Source organism: Lacticaseibacillus jixiensis (assembly GCF_042847315.1).
Taxonomy (GTDB): domain Bacteria; phylum Bacillota; class Bacilli; order Lactobacillales; family Lactobacillaceae; genus Lacticaseibacillus; species Lacticaseibacillus jixiensis.
This window is the reverse complement of the sequence record NZ_BAAFPR010000008.1, coordinates 114824-134002: the sequence shown is the minus strand read 5'-3', so window position 1 is coordinate 134002 and position 19179 is coordinate 114824. Positions and strand designations below refer to the sequence as shown.

Here is a 19179-nt window from a genome sequence, read left to right as displayed (position 1 = left end):
CTCCTATCCGATCAATACTTTCTTGGGCTGCAAGCGCAAGATCCCGCCGGCGCCTACCAAAATCGCCACCAAGATGATCACCAAACCGACCGCCACCAGCAGCAATAAGACTTGTGGCGTCACCTTCGTACTTAACTTGGTTTGCTTGGTTTGTTGGGCAGCCATGCCAGTGCGCTGCCCCATGCGATCTCCGCTTGGCATTTGACCGCCTGGTTGACCACCTGGTTGGCCGCTGCCTAACTGATTGCCGGCTGTCGTGGTCGTTGAGCTGACGATTTGCGCGGCCAGCTGATCCCCCACTAATTTGCCGCCAGCTGCCGCAACGCCAACGCCGATCACCAAGACGACCAACAACTCGACGAAGAATTGCGCGATGATCTTGAGCCGGCTTTCACCTAAGGCCAACAACACCCCGATTTCATAACGCCGCTCTCTGATCATCAAGATCACGATCAACGCTAAGATAATGGTCCCGGCGATCACCACCAGCCACACGATTTTGTTGGCAAAGCCGGAAACTGATGCCATCGAGCGCTTGACCATTTGATAACTGGCATCGTCTGAATTAATCGAATATTTGGATGTATTGATCAGCTGCTTGGCTGCTTTCTTGACGCTGGCCATTTTGGCAGGCGTCGCCACATTGAACGTCACAGAATCAGCGGTATTCTTGTACTTACTGCCTTTCAACGTATTGGCAAAAGTCGTGCCGGTGAACACCGTGTTCGCCGGGTCACTGGCACCTGGGCCCATGTTGGTTGCGGCACTGGACTTGGCCTTGTAGAGGCCCACGATCTTCAAGGTATACGTCGCCTTATCACCAGTAGTGGCCTTGAGCTTGATTGCGTCGCCAACGGCTAAGTCATTGGCTTTAGCCAAGTTGGTTTCGATCACCACATTGCGACTGGCGGCGTCGCTGGCTTTCAAGCCGCGCCCGGCAGTGATCGTATAACTGCCGCTTGCAAAGTTGCTGGCAAAAGCGGTGCTGGACACGCCTGAAACGGTGATGTCACCGCTGGTGGTACCAGGCATTTTGCCCCGAAAACCTTGTGTTTGACTGCTGGTTTCAATGGCGTCAAAGCCCTTGGCATTGGCAGACGCGGCAACCGTCGCCGAATAACTGGTTACCCCGTTTAATGCGGCAATTTTCTTGGCAGTGCTTAACTTCACCGGATTGCTGGTGAGCTTGGGCATGCTGGGTTTGCCGCTGGTTGAAGTTTGCGCCTGGCGCATTTTCTTGAATGCCGCTTCGCGATTCGCACTCAAGGTCAATGTCGCGCCAACATTGGCTTTGGCTTGTTTGGTTGCTGCCACCGCCGCATTCTTGATCAACAAGCCCGCTAACACGAATAACATAATGGCAGAAGTCACCAACACTAATAACGCCGTGCGTCCCCACTTGTGAATCAAGTTGAGCCACGCACGTTTGACATAATTCATCGCAATCATCCCTTTCTGTACAACATAAGTTCAAGATAGCGAATGATCTTGGCCAAAAGCGCGTGCACATCATGGCGATTGTGTGGGCAAAATGTGACGAATTTTCTGCTAATAACTAATAAGCAAAAGTGAGCATGACATCAGTCACACAGTCGCGAGACATTTTGCACCGCCCAGTCACGCAAACGGCTCTGCACCGCGATTCAAAGTTGCAAACCGTGGCGCAGAGCCGCTTGTGTGATTGGGTAAAACCGCTTTATGTCTCAGCCGCTCAATTATGCTGCCTGCATGCGCCGATGCCACAAGGCCACTGCGCCTGCCACAATACCAATGACTGCCGGAAACAGCAAGCTGCCTGATGACCAAGCCCCGCGCTCATCAAAGATGATCCCTGCACCGATCACCAAGATCGCCACGATCACGACACTCGGCCACACCGTGCTGTGTTGGCGCAGCCAGCCGCTGTGTTCCAACGAAAGCTGGTCAAACAGCCGCTCGCCCCAAAGCCATGCCGCCATGGCCAACAACACGCTGCCAATGACCACGACCCAATAACCTTGCAGCGGACTATCAAGGCTGTAACTTGACCGCCACTGCAAGAGATCGGTCAACAAGATCACATAATTACTAAATGCCGCATAGCCGACTCCGATCACCAAAACCGCGACGATCCCAACTGCCAGCCAGTGATTGACCACCAAGCCGATTAATTGTCCGATCATGCTGCCAGCCAGTGCCAGCACGATACTGTACAACAACATCAAAAGCATTGTCGAGCCGCTCAGCGCGATGTCTTTACTTGGGATCCACCACGTCAAGCACACCAGATTCACCCCTAAATGCACCAGCACAGCACTAGCTGCCAGGGCCAGCAGCCCAAAGCTGCGCAATCGATAATATTGCTTGCGAGCAGCCCCTAAGCCAAAGATGAACCGCTCAAACCCGCTGACATTGTCCCATGCCATCAACAATGCCGAAAGCACCGTCATCGCCACGATCACCACTATATCAACGACAATGACACCATATTGCCAAGCCACCGGTAAGTAGGTGTGAAGCTGGTTGAGATCACCGTCGCTATTGCGAAAGCTGTGATGATAAAGCTGCACCTGATCTTGGCGATACTGCGCATAACTTTCGTCAGGTTGCTTATCGCCTTTGTAGGCACGTTGATAAGTTTGGTAAGTTGCAGTACCATGAGGCGCCACTTTCTCGTGATAAGCATCCGCCACGCCTTTGGCCATCACCACGGCAACGATCACAGCGAGGATCAACACCAGTGCATAAAGCCAGCGGTAGCGCCGCCACCATAACGTCTTAATCTGTACCATGCGCGCCACCCTTTCGCAACTCACTGACAAAAAGATCTTCCAACATCACCGGCAGCGTTTCATTCAACACCGGATGCGCCTGGGCAATCGCCTGCTGCAAAGTCGGCGTGTAGTTGGTAAACAACACCGTCACCACGCGCCCTTGCACGCTAAGAATGCGGCCTTGAGTCTTAATGACTGCTGGCAGCGTTTTGTCGGAGAAAACCAATTGCAGCTTCACCGCTTGTTGGCGCAGGTCTTCTAAGGTCACGTCTTCAATCAAGCGGGTGTCTTTAAGCATCAAGATCCGATCTGCCAATCCGTCCAGTTCTGCCAAAGCATGTGAAGCGATCATCACGCTGCGCTTGCCAGAAGCGACGGTATCGATCACCAAGGCCACGATTTGTTTGCGGATGATCACATCCAAGCCGTCGAATGGTTCATCCAAGAGAATATACGGCGTTTGTGAGGCGATCGCCAAGGCTACTCGCACCAAGGCTTGGTAACCTTTAGAAAGGTTGGCGTAGCGCTGATTGCTTAATTCATGCTTGGCCAATAACGTCAAATACTGCGCTTGATCAAAGTGGGGATAAGCCAACGCCATGGTGGCACCGATCGCCGGCAAACGCCAGCGCTTGAAAAACAGCGCTTCAGTGTCTAAATAGAACATATCCTGCCTGCGCGTTGGCACCTTGGCCACATCGGCGCCTGAGATCTCGATGCGCCCGCCATCTGGATGATATTGATCGATCAAGGTTCGCATCAATGTCGTTTTACCAACCCCGTTTCGCCCCACCAAGCCCACGATTTCACCCAACTGCCAGGAAAACGTGATCCCTTCAAGCACCGGTTGTGTGCCAATTTGCTTGGTTAGCGCTTGCACTTCGATACTCATAAAGCTCCTCCTTTAGCCGCATCTTGCAGCCATTGCTGCAGCTCAACTTCCGTCACCCCTGCCGAAAGTGCCGACACCACCACTGTTTTAAAGCGCGCCTGCAAATTTCGCACCATGGCATCATCTGGCGGTGTCGCAGCGCGCACAAAACTGCCTTGACCTGGCTTGACGTAAATCACTTGCTCACTTTCAAGTTGTTTATAGGCCTTGGCCACGGTGTTGGGGTTGAGCTGCATTTGCTTGGCCATGTCCCGCACCGATGGCAGCTTATCGTCTGGCATCAATACCCCTTGCAGGATCTGCTGTTTGATTTGCACCACGAGTCGCTGATAATACGCTAAATGCGTATACTGCGGATCATCCATTGCGGCCTCCTTTGGACTGTCTTTGTATTATGTGTACTATTATACATAGTACACTAAAAAGTGCAAGCGAAAGCGCCTTCGTTATTCGCAAAGGCGCTGAGCTGAGTCAATCGATTGCCCGCATCTCTAAGGCAAAATTCTCGATCAACAATTCCTGTAAATGTAACAATGCAATGCCGAAGCGATAATCCGTTTCGTTGCCGATCATATTAAACGCTAACGTTAAGCGCCCCGCGTAAGTCGCCACTGCGGTTTGATATGCCGGCGCAGTGCGGAAGCCGCCGGTCATGATGACTTGGTTCAACGCAACGCCAAAGTCTAATTGGTCCTGCTTTAAGACCCCAAAGTTAGTGTAAGCAATGTCGCGCATGTGATAATTAGCAGCAACGGTTTGTTGCAGCTTGGCTAAAGGCGCCGTATCCACCTGCGCCAACAAGTCTTGGATCGAATCAAAACATTGTCGGGTTTGCTTATTCTTCACCATCACATCATGCACGCGCTGCACAATCGCCGCAAACGGTTCAGCATCAGGCGCATCAATATCAAAGTTATACCGCGAAGTAAAATTGGCGATCCGCCGCTGATCATCTGGGGCAAACTGCCGCATATCCGTCGGGCAAGCCAATGCAATGCGCGACGTATCTGAAAAACGCTGCACTGAACGGCCAAATGCTGCCATCACCACATCATTAACAGTCACCCCTAACGCCTTAGCCGCATGGATCAAAGCTTGCGTTGTGGTGGCGCTTAAGGTCAAATGCCCTACGCGATAAGTTTTCTTCGCCTCATCAGCCAAAGCCGGCAGCGACAGCGGCTTGGCGGGATGATCTGCCCCAGCGGCTTGAATTTGGTGTTTGGCCACTTGTGCTTGCAACCAAGCCGCGTCAGTACTGTTAGTTTTCCCTGCTAAGGCCGCAGCGCCATCACGATAAGCTTGCGCAATCAAATACAACAATTCCTTGGCCCCTGCGCCATCTGCGAAAACATGGCTGATGTAAATCACCAAATGCTCATCTGATTGCCAATACACCCGCAATTGCGGCGCTTCAGTCAACCGCCAGTTGCGCGCATCGGCATCAGGATTTGCCACCGCGTCATGGATCAGCGGCGCGTCGATTGGGGTATAGCTGTTCGTGGCCAATACATAGCGGCAGCCTAATTCCGGCACCACGCCAACCACCGCGTGCAATGCTTGTTCAAATTTAGGCTTAGCCAGCGCTTGGGCAAAAGTCAATTCCACCCGCACCACTGGCGCCACCGTCTCTAAACCAACAGTATGAATGATATTTAACGGATCTCCTGCATAACTCTGCATCGAAAAATGCCTCCTCGTCCGAATATGTTAACGCTAACACTATTGTACAACAAAACAGCCTCGCCGCATGGGCCAGGCTGGAAAAAGTTGTGCTTCGCTTTGGTGTTCGTCGAGCTGCGTGGCGCAATGCGGGTGCGGCTAGCTACGCGATTGCGTGTAAGCTGTGACGCCGCTTGGGCATGAACCGCCCAAACGGCATCCCATCTTACACACATCACTAAGTGCGCTTTGCTCCGCTTTGGGTTAGATCACCTGGCGAACGAATGGGTCGTCGGAGATGCCTTGGCTCAAGATCAACTTGCTCCATTCCTTAGCAGAGAACAATGAGTGATCCTTGTAGTTCCCGCAAGATTCGATGGTCGTGCCTGGCACGTCATCCCAAGTGATATCATTGGCGATGGCTTCCAAGCTGCCTTTAAGCGCCTTGGCCACTTCAGTTGTGGAGTGTTCGCCCCAAGTGATCAAATGGAACCCAGTACGGCAGCCGAATGGTGAGCAATCGATCACGCCGTCCATGCGGTCACGCAGCAAAGATGCCAGCAAATGTTCGATGGTGTGCAAGCCGCCTGTTGGGATCGCATCCTTGTTAGGTTGAACCAAACGCAGGTCGAAGTTTGAGATCTTATCGCCTTTAGGCCCTTCTTCCACCTTGATCAAGCGTACATATGGGGCCAACACTTTAGTATGATCTAATTCAAAACTTTCAACTTTTGCCATGAGACAATTCCTCCTAATAATCTGTTATCACGTACCATCTTACAATCCAAAACCCGCGCTATTGTTTGGTCAAATACGAAATGGGCTTTTGAACTTCCACTTTGGTGCCGCCAAATTTCTTGTTCAGCCACTTCTGAATGGCCGGCTTGTGATACAAGGCGACTAGCTTCTTGTATTGCTTGTTGTCTTTGTTCTTCTTGGCGGTAGCCAGAATATTGACGTTCTTGCGCGTGCTTTGATCGACCTTCTCATGATACAACGCATCGCTAAGCACATTCAAGCCGTCGTCATAAGCCACAGTGTTGGCTAACAAGCCATAATCCGCGTCTTTCATCAACCGCGGGATGGTGTTGTCTTTAGCTTCTTTGAACTTCAAATGATGCGGATTGGACTTAATATCGCGAATCGTGCCTAATGCATCGAAGTTCTTAGGCAAGGTGATCAAGCCGGCTTTGGCCAGCAATTCCAAGCCGCGGGTTTGGTTAGCCGGGTCATTGGCCACGATCACCGTGGCGCCGTCTGGGATATTCTTTAAGCTCTTGTGCTTGTCAGAATATAACCCCATGGGCTCCAGATAAGTCGTGCCCAAAGCCACTTCTTTGCCGTTCTTGCTTTGTTTATTAAACGCTTGAAAGTAAGCATAAGACTGAAAGGCGTTGACATCCACACTGCCATCCAAGGTGGCTTGGTTCAGCTGCACGCCATCATCAAAACTGGTGACTTTAATCTTGACGCCGGCTTTCTTGGCTTCTGGCGACTTGGCAATATGTTGCCAGATCTGCACGTCAGAAACCATGGCGCCGACATTGATGGTATCAGACTTACTGCTGGAAGATTGGCCGCATGCCGCCAGTCCCAGCACCAAAGTCACCCCTAATATTGCTTTTGCGATCCAATTCTTCAATAGCTTAATCCTTCCAAGTATCCGCAGCCACTTGTTGTACCAAGGCCAACTTCGCCCATTGATCAGCATCAGTGATCTTGTTGCCTTCTTCAGTAGAGGCAAACCCACATTGGGTAGAAATCGCCAAGTTCTCTAACGGCACGTACTTAGCAGCATCGGCAATGCGTGCTTCGACAGCTTTGGCGTCTTCAAGTTCAGCAAACTTGGATGTGATCAAACCCAACACGATGCGCTTGTTCTTGTCGCCGTTCCACAGCTTGGCCAATGGTTCAAAGCTGCCTGAGCGTTCGTTATCATATTCAAGGAACAAGCCATCATACGGCAAGTCTTTGATGTAGTCGGCCACATATTCATAACCGCCGGCAAACAAGAAAGTGGATTGGAAGTTGCCGCGGCAAATGTGGCTGGTGATGGTCAAATCAGCCGGCTTGTTGGCTAAGATCTGCTTGATCACATCATGCGCGGTTTGGGCCAACTCAACGTAAGGCTTCTGGGCTTCGGCATTGCCTTCGTTGCGCTTCAAGTTATCGATCAAGAAGGCCCAGTTGGTGTCGTCGATTTGCAGATAACGCAAGCCCAAATCGTAGAAATGCTGGATCGAATCGATATAAGTTTGGGCTACAGCAGCTTTGTAGTCTTCAAACTTATCGTAGTACTTAGCCCAGTTATCCGAACGATGGTCGCGGAACAACAACGCAGGACTTGGAATCGTGAACTTGGCATCGATTCCTGCAGGTGTCACGCTCTTGAGATATTCAAAAGCGTCATAGAATGGATGGTGTTCATTGGCACTGATCTTGCCAGTCAGCGTCACATTGTCAGCGGTGTTGATGTTGCCTTTGAAGTTGCGTTCATAAGTGGCATTGCTGAGCTTGTCCACATTGGTCAAGCCCCACAAGAAATCCAAATGCCAGTATTGGCGAGAGAATTCGCCGTCAGTCACCGCTTTGAAACCGGCTTTGACTTCTTTTTCGACTAAGTCTTTAACAGCGGCCTGTTGGATCTGAACTTCACGGGCATTGGACAACTTGCCTGCTAACAATTCTTGATGGGCCTGCTTTAATGCTGCCGGACGCAGGAAGGAACCGACTAAGTCTGCACGATATGGTTTGGTCATAATGATGATCTCCTTAGAATGTTTTTAAATTTAGCAATCACGAATATGGCTGAACAGAAAAAAATTCGCCCCTCGTACAATGACTGTACAAGGGGCGAATTTCTCGCGTTACCACCCTAATTTGCGAACGCATGGTTCGCCTCAACGGCACCTGTTGATGCCCGGCTTGGTAACGGCAGCGACCGTCGCCACAGCGTGAACTGTGACGAAGCTATTAGGAGCTCATCTTCAGCGGCTCGTCGTTGTCCCTTTTGCACCATCCGGGTTCTCTATGCAACAACTTACTGCTTACTCTTCTCCGCTAAGCCATATCCGTTTGTTTCAATGTCACCATACTAACCGCTAATTCTCATCAAGTCAATACTTAAATGAGAATAATGTGAGAAAAGCTGGCAAAGGCCGCACAGATCCGGACCTTTCGCCCGCAACACCCTTGAAGCTGAAACCTGTATCTGGCCTGGCCTAATACGATCATCGTGCCGCTCGTTCGCTTGACTCGACTAGCGAAACATCACCCTGGCAGGACTTTAAACGGCTGTGGGCTTCGTCAAGTTGCGAGGCACAACGCCGCTTGGGCCAAAACCACCCAAATGTCATCCGCCTTATATCCACTGCTAAATGCGCTTGCTCCGCTTCGGATAACGCAGGCCAGGTGTTGCGTAGGTGCGTGGTGCGGCAAGCTGGTCAGGCCGTGAAACGATCAGCACAACAAGACTTGCGGGCTGTGCAAGGCTTGCTGTGCTGATCGCGGCAAATTCAGAGACGGGCAGGCGAGCAAAGCGAGCGCCTGGCTCTGAATTTAGTCGGAAAACGCGCGTCCTTTGCGCGGTTGCAGACGGCCGCACCGCCTGCGCCAGCTTGCCGCACCACGCACCGCAGCAACACCTGGCCGGGCCCTAAACGACTGTGGTTATCGTCGAGCTGCGCAAAGCAACGCGGCGTGATATAAGTCGTGACGTCAATCGGGCAAAGTACGCCCAACTGCCATCCCGCCTTATATCCACCGCTAAACCCGCTTTGCTCCGCTCTGGTACAAAAAGCGGCTTGTAGGTTACCCCACAAGCCGATCATTATCGTCATCTTATGCTGAAAATTAATGTGCCCACACGATGCGGTTAACACTGCTGGAAATGCAGGTTTGTAAGACAACTGCTTCGCCTTGCCCGGCACTGGTAATGGCGTTGTATTGATCTTTGCCGGTTTTGGTTGAATACGATTGGTCGTTAACGTTGTCAGTTGCATAAACAGTGTAGGTGCGGCTGTGGCCGCTGGCGTCAGTAACAGAAACCTGGCTGCCAACGCCTAAGCCCATGATCCATGAGAACGTGCCGGAAGTGGCATGGCCGGCGATTTCAGTCGTCAACCCATCGGTCGTGGATAAGCGCGTGGCACCGCCCCAAGTCATTGCCAAACCGCTTTGCGCAGGTGCTGTTGTGCGGCTCATCGAACCTTGAACAACATCAGTGGTATGCCCTAAGCCAGAAATCGTCCCGACATAAGTTTCACCATAACTGCTGCGGAAGCTCGCTGCTTTGGCTGCGGCTTTAGCAGCCGGTGTTTGAACCGCAACGCGTGCAGGCGTTGCAACACGCGGCTTAGCAGCGGCAGTGCGTTGGGTTTGGCTGGTTGCAACAGCTTGTTTGGCGTTGTTAGCCACAGCCTGGCTGCTGGCAACTGACGCCTTAGCAGCTGATTGCTTGGCTGCTGGCTTGGCGCTGCTGCTTGAAGCGGCAGCCTGGCTTTGGGCGCTGGCTTTGATCGCAACTTGCTTGCTGCTTGGCGTGGCCTGTTTGGCCGACGTTTTAGCAGCAGTGTTGGCAGCTTGCTTGTGGCTGGCTTTGGCCGAAACTGAAACCTTAGCCGCAGCGTCTGCTGTCGTATCTGTACCAGCTTGGGCCGTCACTGTGACCACACCAAGACCAGCAGCGACAAGAACGACTGCTGCCAAACCAACGAGCTTATTTGTAATTTTCATCAAGTCCCCTAACTTGTCACAAGCGCACTAAAAAAAGCCGCTTGCGTACACACTCCCGCGCTTGTTGAACTCACCAATCCCCCCCAGGCGGCTTGTTCACGCGGTACCTGCAACTTACACTCCGGTGACCCGACCACGGTCACAATAACTTGGTCACGTTCCACACTTTCAGAAAAACAGAAACAACAAACTGTGTGCTTTCATCTTTGCTACTATACGCGCTGCACCGAATAATTTGCAAGCTAAATAATCATAAATTGATAGATTCTATTATCGGATCTGGCAAAGTGCTGTGATACTGCGGTTTCTACAGAATTAAATAACGCCTGCTGTTTTCACAGCAGGCGGCTTAGTATCGAGAATTTATGAAGATTATTTATAAATTGTTTTATCGGAAAGTAAGTAACTGCTTCCTACCAGCAAAAGTCCCACGACAATCACGCCGCCGGCAACATGCTGCCAAGTTGGCGCAAAGGCTTTGACCAATTGGCCAACCACCCCAGCCGGTGCCGCCGCCATGCGGATCTGAGCGGTCACTTGCGGCATCGCCGCCACTAACGCCGCCGCTCCGCCTAGGAAGCCGACCACATAGCAAACGCGACCGAACACACGCAAGAAGCGCCGCCAACTGTGGGCCGCGATACGCATTAACCCCATCACGATCACGCCTAAGATCCCGCAAACGATGGTCATGGTTTGCAGCGTCAACACCACGATTCCATACGCGGTTCCAACGCCTGTGGTCATGATATCGTTGACACTTTTGGTCAAGGCCGCATCCACGCGCCGATCGATCAATTGCCACTGGGCCTCAGTGGGCTTGGTGTGCGCAGGGGCGGCCGCGGCACGCAACCGCTGATGGATGGCTGCTTTGGTTTCAGCAAGCGAGACATTAGTGTGAAAATCCGCAGCCGCGTCGACCAATTGCCCAGTCAGCTTTGCTGTCAGCGCCGGCGTGGCCACTTGGGTGTTTGAAGCCACCGTTAAGCCGCCTGCTTGCGCCGCTGCCAAAAGCGTGTCATTAAGCGCATGCGCAATGGCCTGCCGGCTTTGTCCACTGGTCAATTGCGTACGCACAAGCTTGGGTGTGCCTAGTGTAAGCACCAACCCTAAACTGATGCCAAACAGCGTGACCAAGACGATTTGCACCAAAGTAAACACTGCCAGCCAACCATGCGAAACCCGAGATTTTGGCAACGACGTCTCCTTCTTTCGTCAATTTGTGAAATGCTGCCGGATCCATGAAACGACCCGTTGTTGATACAGTTGCGGATGTTGATAGTAACTTTGCGCGTGACCGGCACCTTTGACCAGCCACAGCTGTTTCTCGGCTTTGGTCGCTTGATAATTTTCTTTGGCCATGTAAGTTGGGACGAAAGTATCTTTGGTGCCGTGAATGAACAAGATTGGGCGGGTGTTTCTGGCCAATGACTGGCGCGCATCAGCCGCTGAAACAGCATAACCGGTTTTCATGCTGGCATAAGCCGCCACCGCCGGCACTAACGGCCACTTGGGCAAATGGTACATGGCTTTGGCTTGATAGGCCAATTCATCAACGATACTGGTATAACCACAGTCTTCAACGATCACTTGCACTTGCTTAGGCAGCTTGGTGCCTGACAAATACATCACCGTGGCGCCGCCCATTGACTCTCCATACAAGGCGATTTGCTGATTTTGGCCGCGTTTTTTTAACAGCAGATCCAGCCACTTCAAATAATCCAAACGATCCGGCCAGCCGTAACCGATGTAATCGCCTTGCGATTGGCCATGACCGCGGTCATCTGGTGCCAACACGTTGAAGCCGGCGTCATGAAACATCTTGATGCGCGCTGCCATGTCTTCTTTCTTGCCCATGTAGCCATGCGCCACCACCACAGTTTGTCTGGTTGGCTTGGCTGCAGGCACGTATACTGCTGTCAATTTCAACTTAGCGCCGGCAGCTTGTTGATGCCAAGTTTGCTTGTTTGCGCCATCCAACCACCGCAACGCCTGTTGTTGCAGCTTCGGGGTTTTGGTACTTAAGAAGTCTTTGTGGCTGGGAACGAAGGCGTATTGATAGAAATACATGCTTGCGCCTAACAACCCGCCAAGCACCACGGCTACTGCGGCTAAGCTGATGATCAGTTTCTTATGTTTCATCTCTGGCCACCTTATTTCACTTGCGTCAATTCATCTAATGTTTGGCCTTGATCATTGACCAACTCTAACCAACCGTTGGTATCGCCATAATATAAGAACAAGCCGCATTCGTTGACACTGCGCAATTTCACGTCTTCGATCGTGGTAAAATCCTTGATCGCCGCTTGATGATCAGCGCGCAGTTTCTCGCCGTACTTGCTTGAATAACCCAGTGAGCCGTCTTTGTTATAATGCAGCTCACGGGTCAGCTTGGCGCCGGCTTTGATTGTCATTTCGTTGCGCCCAGTCCAATACACGGTAGCTTCACTGCCATTGCGGGCCACGTGAAAAGCCATCCCCACCAGCTGCTTGTCGAAGCGATGCCGCGCTTTGGCAGGCTTTGGCTTCTTTGGCGCTTCAAATAACACGCCAAAGCGGGTCAACACCAGCCGCAAAGCGTCGAGATAAGGCTGCTGCGCCGCGGGAATGGTTTCGCCTTGCAAGCCGCGCTTGACGTATTCAGGTTCACTGCTCCAAGGCACGGCAATCACCACCACCGTCTCCGCCGCGCCTTCACCAAAGCCGCTTAAGTGCCCAGCAGTCAGGTTCAAGCGCAGCCCATGTTCAGGTGCAGCAAGCATTTGGCTGCTGATCGTCAATGATCCATACGGCTCAGGCAGCTGCACCCGGGTCGCGGTTTTAGTTAAGCTCACTTGTAAGTCCATGCTTGCCTCCATCATTAAGCCGTTGCCAACATTTCTGCAATACCTTCGGGCAGTTCTTGCGGCGAGTCGATCAAAGCCCCGGCATGCGCAGCCAGCAGCTCGGCTTTATTGCCAAAACCATACAGCACCCCTAAAGTTGCCACGTGATTGTGATAGCCGCCTAGCATATCGGTGTCGCGGTCACCGATCATCAAGCTGTGCGCCGGGTCGGCCCCTGCTTCGTGCAAACCATAAGCCAACACCGCTGTTTTAGTTGAGCGAATCGATTCATCTAACGTGGCGCCATAGATCCCGGCAAAATATTGGCTCAAATCGCAATGCTGCACGATGCGCTTGACCATCACCTCAGGCTTGGCCGTGGCGATATTCACCCGGTAGCCGGCTGAGTTGAGCTGCTGCAGCGCCTCAACCACGCCTGGATACAAGCTGAGTTCATAAATTGCCGATTCGCTGTACAGCTTCTGGTAATGCTTCACCGCCATTTGGCAATCAGCATCTGAAAGCTGTGGGAAATACCGCTTCAAACTGCTGGTCAATGACGGCCCAATGAAGGTGCGATATTGCGCCGCCGTCAGTTGCGGCAGATGCATTTGCTCGAGCATGTACTTGATACCATGGACGATGCCTGGCTCGGAATTAGCGATGGTCCCGTCAAAATCAAAAAATAACTGCTTCATAAATTCTCCTTGCTTATTGTCGCGTATGATTGCCTATCATTGTATCAAATCTGCAGTACTTGAGCCATTGCCGATCCGCGTTTGCCCACACGAAAGGCCTGCGCCACCAAGCTTCGGTGAAGCAGGCCTTTGCTCAAGCACGGTGCAAGGCACCTTTTAACATGAACGGCGCGATCAAGGTGGTTAAGATGATCACAATGATCACACTGGAATAGAAATCCGTGTGCAACAAATGGGCATCAAAGCCGATTTGCGCACAGATCAAAGCCATTTCCCCGCGCGACACCATCCCCGAACCGACTGTGTTGGCCTCTTGATTGCTCATGCCGGCTACTTTGGCACCGAGGCCGCAACCGACCCACTTGGTCAGCAAGGCCAACACCGTCAAGATCGCGATGAAACCCAAATCGCGACTCAACCCAACCAGCCGCATATTCAAACCAATCGACACGAAAAACACCGGGATGAACATGCCATACCCGATTGCCGAAACGCTGGCATCGACTTCGTGGCGATACGGGGTTTGTGCCACTGCCACCCCGGCAAAAAACGCCCCGATCACTGCAGACATCCCCAAAGCATCGGCCAAATACGCCATCCCCAAGCACAACAACAATGACATGACCATCACTGCCGAACTGGGAAACAGCCGCTCAGCCAAGTGCATCAGATATGGCGCAGCCCACTTGACCACCAAATAGATCACGCCAAAATACCCGACTTGCGCAATCAAGCTCAACCAAAGCGGCAAGGCATTCGTGGCTTGGCCTTCGCCAAACACCGAAACGGCAATACTCAAGATGATCACCGTTAAGATATCATCCACCACTGCAGCGCCTAGAATCGTCGCCCCGCTTGGCGAATCGATCGCATCCAGCTCCTTTAACACTTCCACAGAAATCGATACCGACGTTGCCGCAAAGGTGATGCCTAAGAAACTAGCCGCCACAAAGTTGAACCCCCACAGCCGACTATAGCCAAAAATCACCAGCACCGGCACGATCACGCCGATCACCGCCACTAACACCCCAGGACGAAAGTAACGCTTAAGCATCGTCAGATCAGACTCCAACCCGGCGATGAACATCAACAAGATCACGCCGATTTCAGCAAATTCTGCAACAAAATGAGTCGCCGTGACCCAATTTAACAACGCCGGGCCTAACACCACGCCAGCCAGCAATTCACCGATCACCGCCGGCACGCCCAGTTGCAAGCTGAAATGACTCAACAACATCGTGGTGATCAACACCAAGGCTAAAGTTCCCAAATAGCCCATTACAAAGCCGCTTCCAACACCAGTTGATAAGCATTGCGCTCCGGTACCGGCTCGTCGAGATAAACGATCCCGCGAAATTCATACCCGGCACCTAAGATCACATGCTGCATGATCTTATTTTGCGCATGGGTGTCGATACGCAAATCACGATAACCCAAAGCATAAGCTTCACTGGTCAACGCCGTCATGAAAAAACGCGCCAATTGTTGGCCGCGATAGTGCCCGTCGATGGCAAAACGGTGGATCATCATATAGTCGCGATCGCCGATCCAACCTGCGCCGTCGATGCGTTTATAATAAGGATCCGGCCCTTTGATCAAACTGGCAGTCCCGGCCACTTGACCATCAACAATCAACACGCGATTGGTTTCATTAGCAATGTCTTCTTCAACAGCGGCCCGATCTGGATAAGTCCCTTGCCATTGGTTGATGTGTTGGCTCGCAAGAAACTCGCGAGCAGACTGAATGATGCCCAGGATGGGCGCAATATCAGCGCTGGTGCCTGGGCGGACAAAAATAGCGGGCATAAGTGTAACCTCCAAGTAGATGATTACGCCTATTGTCCCGCAAATGAGATGAGAATTCAATGAGTAACGTTCAGCCGATCAGTCTGCATGCATTTGACTGATTGGCCGCGGTGCATGTTGATGCCCGCCATGATGATGCCCGCCATGGCCGTGGCCAAATGGCGGATGCGGATGGCGCCCTTGAAATTCCGCAAACGCGCGCATGCGCACTTGTTTGGTTTGTTCTTTGGCGATCCGTACTTGTTGATGGCCGCGGATCACCGCCACCGTCCCGGCGATGCCGGCGATGCACAAACTGGCATGCACCACGGCTAACGGCAACAACAAATCGGGGTTTTCGCGCATCATTTCGTCAAAACTCGTGATCGGCGCGTTAACCGTATCGACCACGTGCAACACAGTGTCTTTCACGTCTTTGAACATAGTGCAGCCTCCTTTAACGGTTGGCAACTTTCTCAAGCCATGTGCCCAGATGCAAGAAGTAATCATCTGGATTATCCAACATCTGGCCATGACCGGCATTAGGGGTAATGTGCAGCTCAGCATCAGGTAATTCATTGGCCATGCGCTTGGCTGCTGCAAGCGGCATCGTTTCGTGGCCGCCAAAAGTCAAATACGTCGGCACGTGAATGTCTTTGAGCGACCCTCTGCGATCCCAATTCTTCAAGGCGCCAACCATCACAAACTCGTTGTCGCCTTGGAAATAATTGTATACCGCAGTGGCCATTGTCGAAATCAAATGGCGCGGCTGGGCATCGGCTTGGTGATGCAAATAATGTTCACCAAGTTCTGCCACCAAAGCTTGATAGTGCGGTTCGTCAAATGCATGACGTGCTTCAACGGCTTTCATATAAGCCAAATCATCAGCATTAAACATTTGCTCGCGAATGGCATTGATATTAGCCAAGTATTCATCAAGATTGTCGATCATACTCGATAACACCAACCCAGCCAAGTGCTCAGGATAGCGCAAGGCATATTCGATAGCTAACACACCGCCCCAAGATTGACCCAGCAAGAAGAAATGATCAATTCCGAGTTTACTGCGCACTTCTTCAACTTCATTGACGTAATAATCAATATTCAAGAACCGCTCGCGATTGGCGGGATCGGCAAAGTCCGGCTGATCGGAATAAAACGACCCCAGCTGATCATAGCGTGTGGCTTGCACATGCCACGGCGCCAAGCGTTCGCCAAAATTCTCAAACACTTCATTGGTGCCGCCAGGGCCGCCATGCAGCGTTAAAAGTTTGATTGGGCCAGTGCCTTTGGTTTGCGTCCAAATATGGTAACCGTTATCTAACGTGACGAAACGGCTGCCTTGAGGGTTAAATTTTGCCAAGCTATCACTTCCTATCATTTGCTTCTATTATGACACTTGCGGCAACGCTTGCCAAAGATTGTCTTAACTCTGGCACAATTCTTTTCTAATGCGGCGGCTATCCGTTAGAATAGAGTTAAAGGAAGTGAGCATATGGATCATGACGCGCCGGGTTTAACCACGCAAGAAGTCGATCAGGCCATTCAAGCCGGCCAACAAAACGTTCAGCTCAAACCGCTGACCCAAAGTATCGGCGCGATCATCACGCAAAATACGCTGACGTTATTTAATTTCGTCAACCTCGCGCTGGGAGCCTTGATCTTCACCACAGGCAGTTACAAGAATCTATTGTTTCTAGGTGTTGCCATCATCAACACCGCCATTGGGACCTTCCAAGAGATCCGAGCCAAACACAAGATCGATGCCATGAGCATCCTTGCCGAAACGCCGGCAACCGTTCGGCGTAATGGGGAAACTATTCAGATCCCCCAAGCGCAGCTGGTACAAGGCGACTTGGTGCTGCTGCAGCGCGGCGCTCAGATCCCAGTTGATGGGACGCTGTTGGCCACTAATGGCATCGAAGTTGATGAATCGCCACTAACTGGGGAGTCCGATCCCATCGCCAAACAACCAGGCGACCAATTGCTGTCTGGCAGTTTCATTGTCGCCGGCAGCGCCAGCATGCAAGTCACTGCAGTGGGCGAAGCCACTTTTGCGGCAAGCTTGGCTTTAGAAGCCAAACAAGGCGCCGATACCACCAGCCAGCTGCTCACGACGATCAATCGCATCATCAAGATCTTGACTTATGTCTTGATCCCCTTGGGCTTGGCGCTGTTTACCGTGTCCATGCTGCGCCGCGGCGTGTATAACCGCGCGGTATTATCGACGAGTGCCGCGGTGATCGGGATGATTCCTGAAGGTTTGGTGCTATTGACTAACGTTGCCTTGGCAGTATCCGCACGCAATTTAGCCAACAAACGCGTGCTGGTGCGGGCCTTGCCGGCATTAGAATCTTTGGCTCGCGTCGATACGATTTGCTTGGACAAAACCGGCACCATCACCTCTGGTCACCTGCAAGTCGCCAGCGTACAAGCCACTGCCGACCTTGATGAAGCCGCAATCGGCCAAGCCGCCGCCGCAGTGGTTTATGCGCTAAATGACGATAATGAAACCGCCTTGGCGATCAAGGCGGCTTATGCCGATCCCAAACTCACTGCCAAGGCCACTGTGCCTTTCTCCAGTGCCCGCAAATATTCAGGCGCCAGCTTTAACAACGGACAGCATTGGCTGATCGGCGCACCTGAATTCATCTTCACCCAACTTGCACCAAGCGTTGAACATACGATCCGCCAAGCTGCCCAAAGCGGCTTGCGGGTATTGGCCGTGGCCCAAGCGCAGGCACTGGTGCCACAACTGATCGCCCCGCAATTGCTGGGGCTGATCTTCATCGCCGATGAAGTACGGCCGACTGCAGAAACGACTTTCAAGTTCTTCGCCAATCAAGGCGTGACCATGAAGGTGATTTCAGGTGATAATCCGCTGACCGTCGCACGGGTGGCCCAAAATGCTGGATTAGCCGGTACCGATCATTACATCGATATGAGTACCGTCGGCCCAACTGCCGATTATCATGATCTGGCCAATGCCAACACTGTATTCGGCCGGGTCACGCCAGCCCAGAAGAAAGCGCTGATCCAAGCCATGCAAGCCGCCGGCCATACGGTGGCCATGACTGGTGACGGGGTCAATGATGTCTTAGCCCTGCGGCAGTCTGATTGCGCCATTGCGATGGCCAGCGGCGCCGAAGCGGCTTCAAGCATTGCAGATTTTGTCTTGTTGGATTCCAATTTCGATGCCTTAAACGGGGTCTTGAACGAAGGCCGACGGGTGATCAACAACATTGAGCGCGTCGCTTCGATGTTTCTGGTCAAAACCATTTTCTCAGTCATTCTCACGGCGATTTTCGTGTTCTTGCCGCTGGATTATCCGATCACACCGATTAATTTGACGCCAGTGTCAGCCATCGCCGTGGCCATTCCATCATTCTTGCTGACCTTCGAGCCGAACTTCTCGCGGGTGTCCGGCCAGTTCATGCACAAAGTCATGACCGTCGCGGCACCTGGGGCAATCGCCATTGTGGCATACACCTTGGTATTGACTTGGGGTGAGTACTTCTTTCATTGGAGTTTTGCAGCGACGTCGACAATGGTGGTGCTGATGATCGCAGTGATCGAGTTGCATGTGTTATTCTTGAACACGCGGCCGTTCAACCGCTACAAGTCGTTCATGATGATCGCCTTGTTGGTGATCTTGTTCGGGGTGTTTTTCATTGTCAATCCGGTGTTTTCACTGGCGAACTTGTGGCGCTTTGACCGCTTCATCGTATATGCGCCGCTGATCGCCTCAAGTCCGGTGGTGTATATGTTCTTACAGGAATTCTTAGGCAAGCGGGTGCTGGCAAAGATCCGCTGGCGCTAACATCCCTTCCACA

18 protein-coding genes are annotated in these 19179 nt (G+C 52.1%); 1 reads left to right on the top strand and 17 read right to left on the bottom strand.

The genetic code is table 11. The annotated features are described in order from the left end of the window. Nucleotides 1–3 precede the first annotated feature (3 nt). The 17 genes from ACGG90_RS07265 to ACGG90_RS07185 all read right to left on the bottom strand — a co-directional run bounded on the left by ACGG90_RS07265 (nucleotide 4) and on the right by ACGG90_RS07185 (nucleotide 16709). Nucleotides 4–1440 (bottom strand): ABC transporter permease, encoded by a 1437-nt coding sequence (locus ACGG90_RS07265; RefSeq protein WP_390407748.1) that lies wholly within the window; start codon nucleotides 1438–1440, stop codon nucleotides 4–6. Nucleotides 1441–1715: 275 nt separating this feature from the next. Next, nucleotides 1716–2771 carry a hypothetical protein gene (locus ACGG90_RS07260; protein WP_390407745.1) on the bottom strand — a complete coding sequence of 352 codons (1056 nt, stop codon included), beginning with the start codon at nucleotides 2769–2771 and terminating at the stop codon, nucleotides 1716–1718. Then, entirely contained in the window at nucleotides 2758–3645 is an 888-nt protein-coding gene (locus tag ACGG90_RS07255; protein ID WP_390407742.1) for an ATP-binding cassette domain-containing protein, read from the bottom strand. The genes ACGG90_RS07260 and ACGG90_RS07255 overlap by 14 nt, the downstream gene beginning before the upstream one ends. Continuing rightward, nucleotides 3642–4010 carry a GntR family transcriptional regulator gene (locus ACGG90_RS07250; protein WP_390407739.1) on the bottom strand — a complete coding sequence of 123 codons (369 nt, stop codon included), beginning with the start codon at nucleotides 4008–4010 and terminating at the stop codon, nucleotides 3642–3644. The genes ACGG90_RS07255 and ACGG90_RS07250 overlap by 4 nt, the downstream gene beginning before the upstream one ends. A gap of 106 nt (nucleotides 4011–4116) precedes the next feature. After that, nucleotides 4117–5325: a condensation domain-containing protein gene (locus tag ACGG90_RS07245; RefSeq protein WP_390407736.1), complete on the bottom strand. Its 1209-nt coding sequence runs from the start codon at nucleotides 5323–5325 to the stop codon at nucleotides 4117–4119. A gap of 243 nt (nucleotides 5326–5568) precedes the next feature. After that, on the bottom strand, nucleotides 5569–6042 hold the full coding sequence (locus tag ACGG90_RS07240) for an S-ribosylhomocysteine lyase (protein ID WP_390407733.1): 474 nt from the start codon (nucleotides 6040–6042) through the stop codon (nucleotides 5569–5571). Nucleotides 6043–6100: 58 nt separating this feature from the next. Further along, a complete protein-coding gene (locus ACGG90_RS07235) occupies nucleotides 6101–6946 on the bottom strand; it encodes a MetQ/NlpA family ABC transporter substrate-binding protein (protein WP_390407730.1) in 846 nt (281 codons plus the stop codon). Nucleotides 6947–6950: 4 nt separating this feature from the next. Continuing rightward, a complete protein-coding gene (locus tag ACGG90_RS07230; RefSeq protein WP_390407727.1) occupies nucleotides 6951–8063 on the bottom strand; it encodes a vitamin B12 independent methionine synthase in 1113 nt (370 codons plus the stop codon). 1093 nt (nucleotides 8064–9156) lie between these two features. Continuing rightward, on the bottom strand, nucleotides 9157–10038 hold the full coding sequence (locus ACGG90_RS07225) for a sortase domain-containing protein (RefSeq protein ID WP_390407724.1): 882 nt from the start codon (nucleotides 10036–10038) through the stop codon (nucleotides 9157–9159). A gap of 372 nt (nucleotides 10039–10410) precedes the next feature. Continuing rightward, a complete protein-coding gene (locus tag ACGG90_RS07220) occupies nucleotides 10411–11235 on the bottom strand; it encodes a hypothetical protein (protein ID WP_390407721.1) in 825 nt (274 codons plus the stop codon). An 18-nt stretch (nucleotides 11236–11253) separates the two neighbouring features. Then, nucleotides 11254–12180 (bottom strand): alpha/beta hydrolase, encoded by a 927-nt coding sequence (locus tag ACGG90_RS07215; RefSeq protein ID WP_390407719.1) that lies wholly within the window; start codon nucleotides 12178–12180, stop codon nucleotides 11254–11256. Nucleotides 12181–12191: 11 nt separating this feature from the next. Then, nucleotides 12192–12884 carry a hypothetical protein gene (locus tag ACGG90_RS07210; RefSeq protein ID WP_390407717.1) on the bottom strand — a complete coding sequence of 231 codons (693 nt, stop codon included), beginning with the start codon at nucleotides 12882–12884 and terminating at the stop codon, nucleotides 12192–12194. Between the two features lie 14 nt (nucleotides 12885–12898). After that, nucleotides 12899–13561, bottom strand: coding sequence for an HAD hydrolase-like protein (locus ACGG90_RS07205; RefSeq protein ID WP_390407714.1), 663 nt, complete (start codon nucleotides 13559–13561; stop codon nucleotides 12899–12901). 133 nt (nucleotides 13562–13694) lie between these two features. Further along, nucleotides 13695–14840, bottom strand: coding sequence for a cation:proton antiporter (locus tag ACGG90_RS07200; protein ID WP_390407711.1), 1146 nt, complete (start codon nucleotides 14838–14840; stop codon nucleotides 13695–13697). Next, a complete protein-coding gene (locus ACGG90_RS07195; RefSeq protein WP_390407708.1) occupies nucleotides 14840–15367 on the bottom strand; it encodes a GNAT family N-acetyltransferase in 528 nt (175 codons plus the stop codon). The genes ACGG90_RS07200 and ACGG90_RS07195 overlap by 1 nt, the downstream gene beginning before the upstream one ends. A 78-nt stretch (nucleotides 15368–15445) precedes the next feature. Further along, entirely contained in the window at nucleotides 15446–15790 is a 345-nt protein-coding gene (locus ACGG90_RS07190) for a hypothetical protein (RefSeq protein WP_390407705.1), read from the bottom strand. A gap of 13 nt (nucleotides 15791–15803) precedes the next feature. Next, nucleotides 15804–16709, bottom strand: coding sequence for a proline iminopeptidase-family hydrolase (locus tag ACGG90_RS07185; protein WP_390407702.1), 906 nt, complete (start codon nucleotides 16707–16709; stop codon nucleotides 15804–15806). A gap of 132 nt (nucleotides 16710–16841) precedes the next feature. Between ACGG90_RS07185 and ACGG90_RS07180 the strand changes: the two genes are divergently transcribed. Then, entirely contained in the window at nucleotides 16842–19166 is a 2325-nt protein-coding gene (locus ACGG90_RS07180) for an HAD-IC family P-type ATPase (RefSeq protein WP_390407699.1), read from the top strand. Nucleotides 19167–19179: the final 13 nt, after the last annotated feature.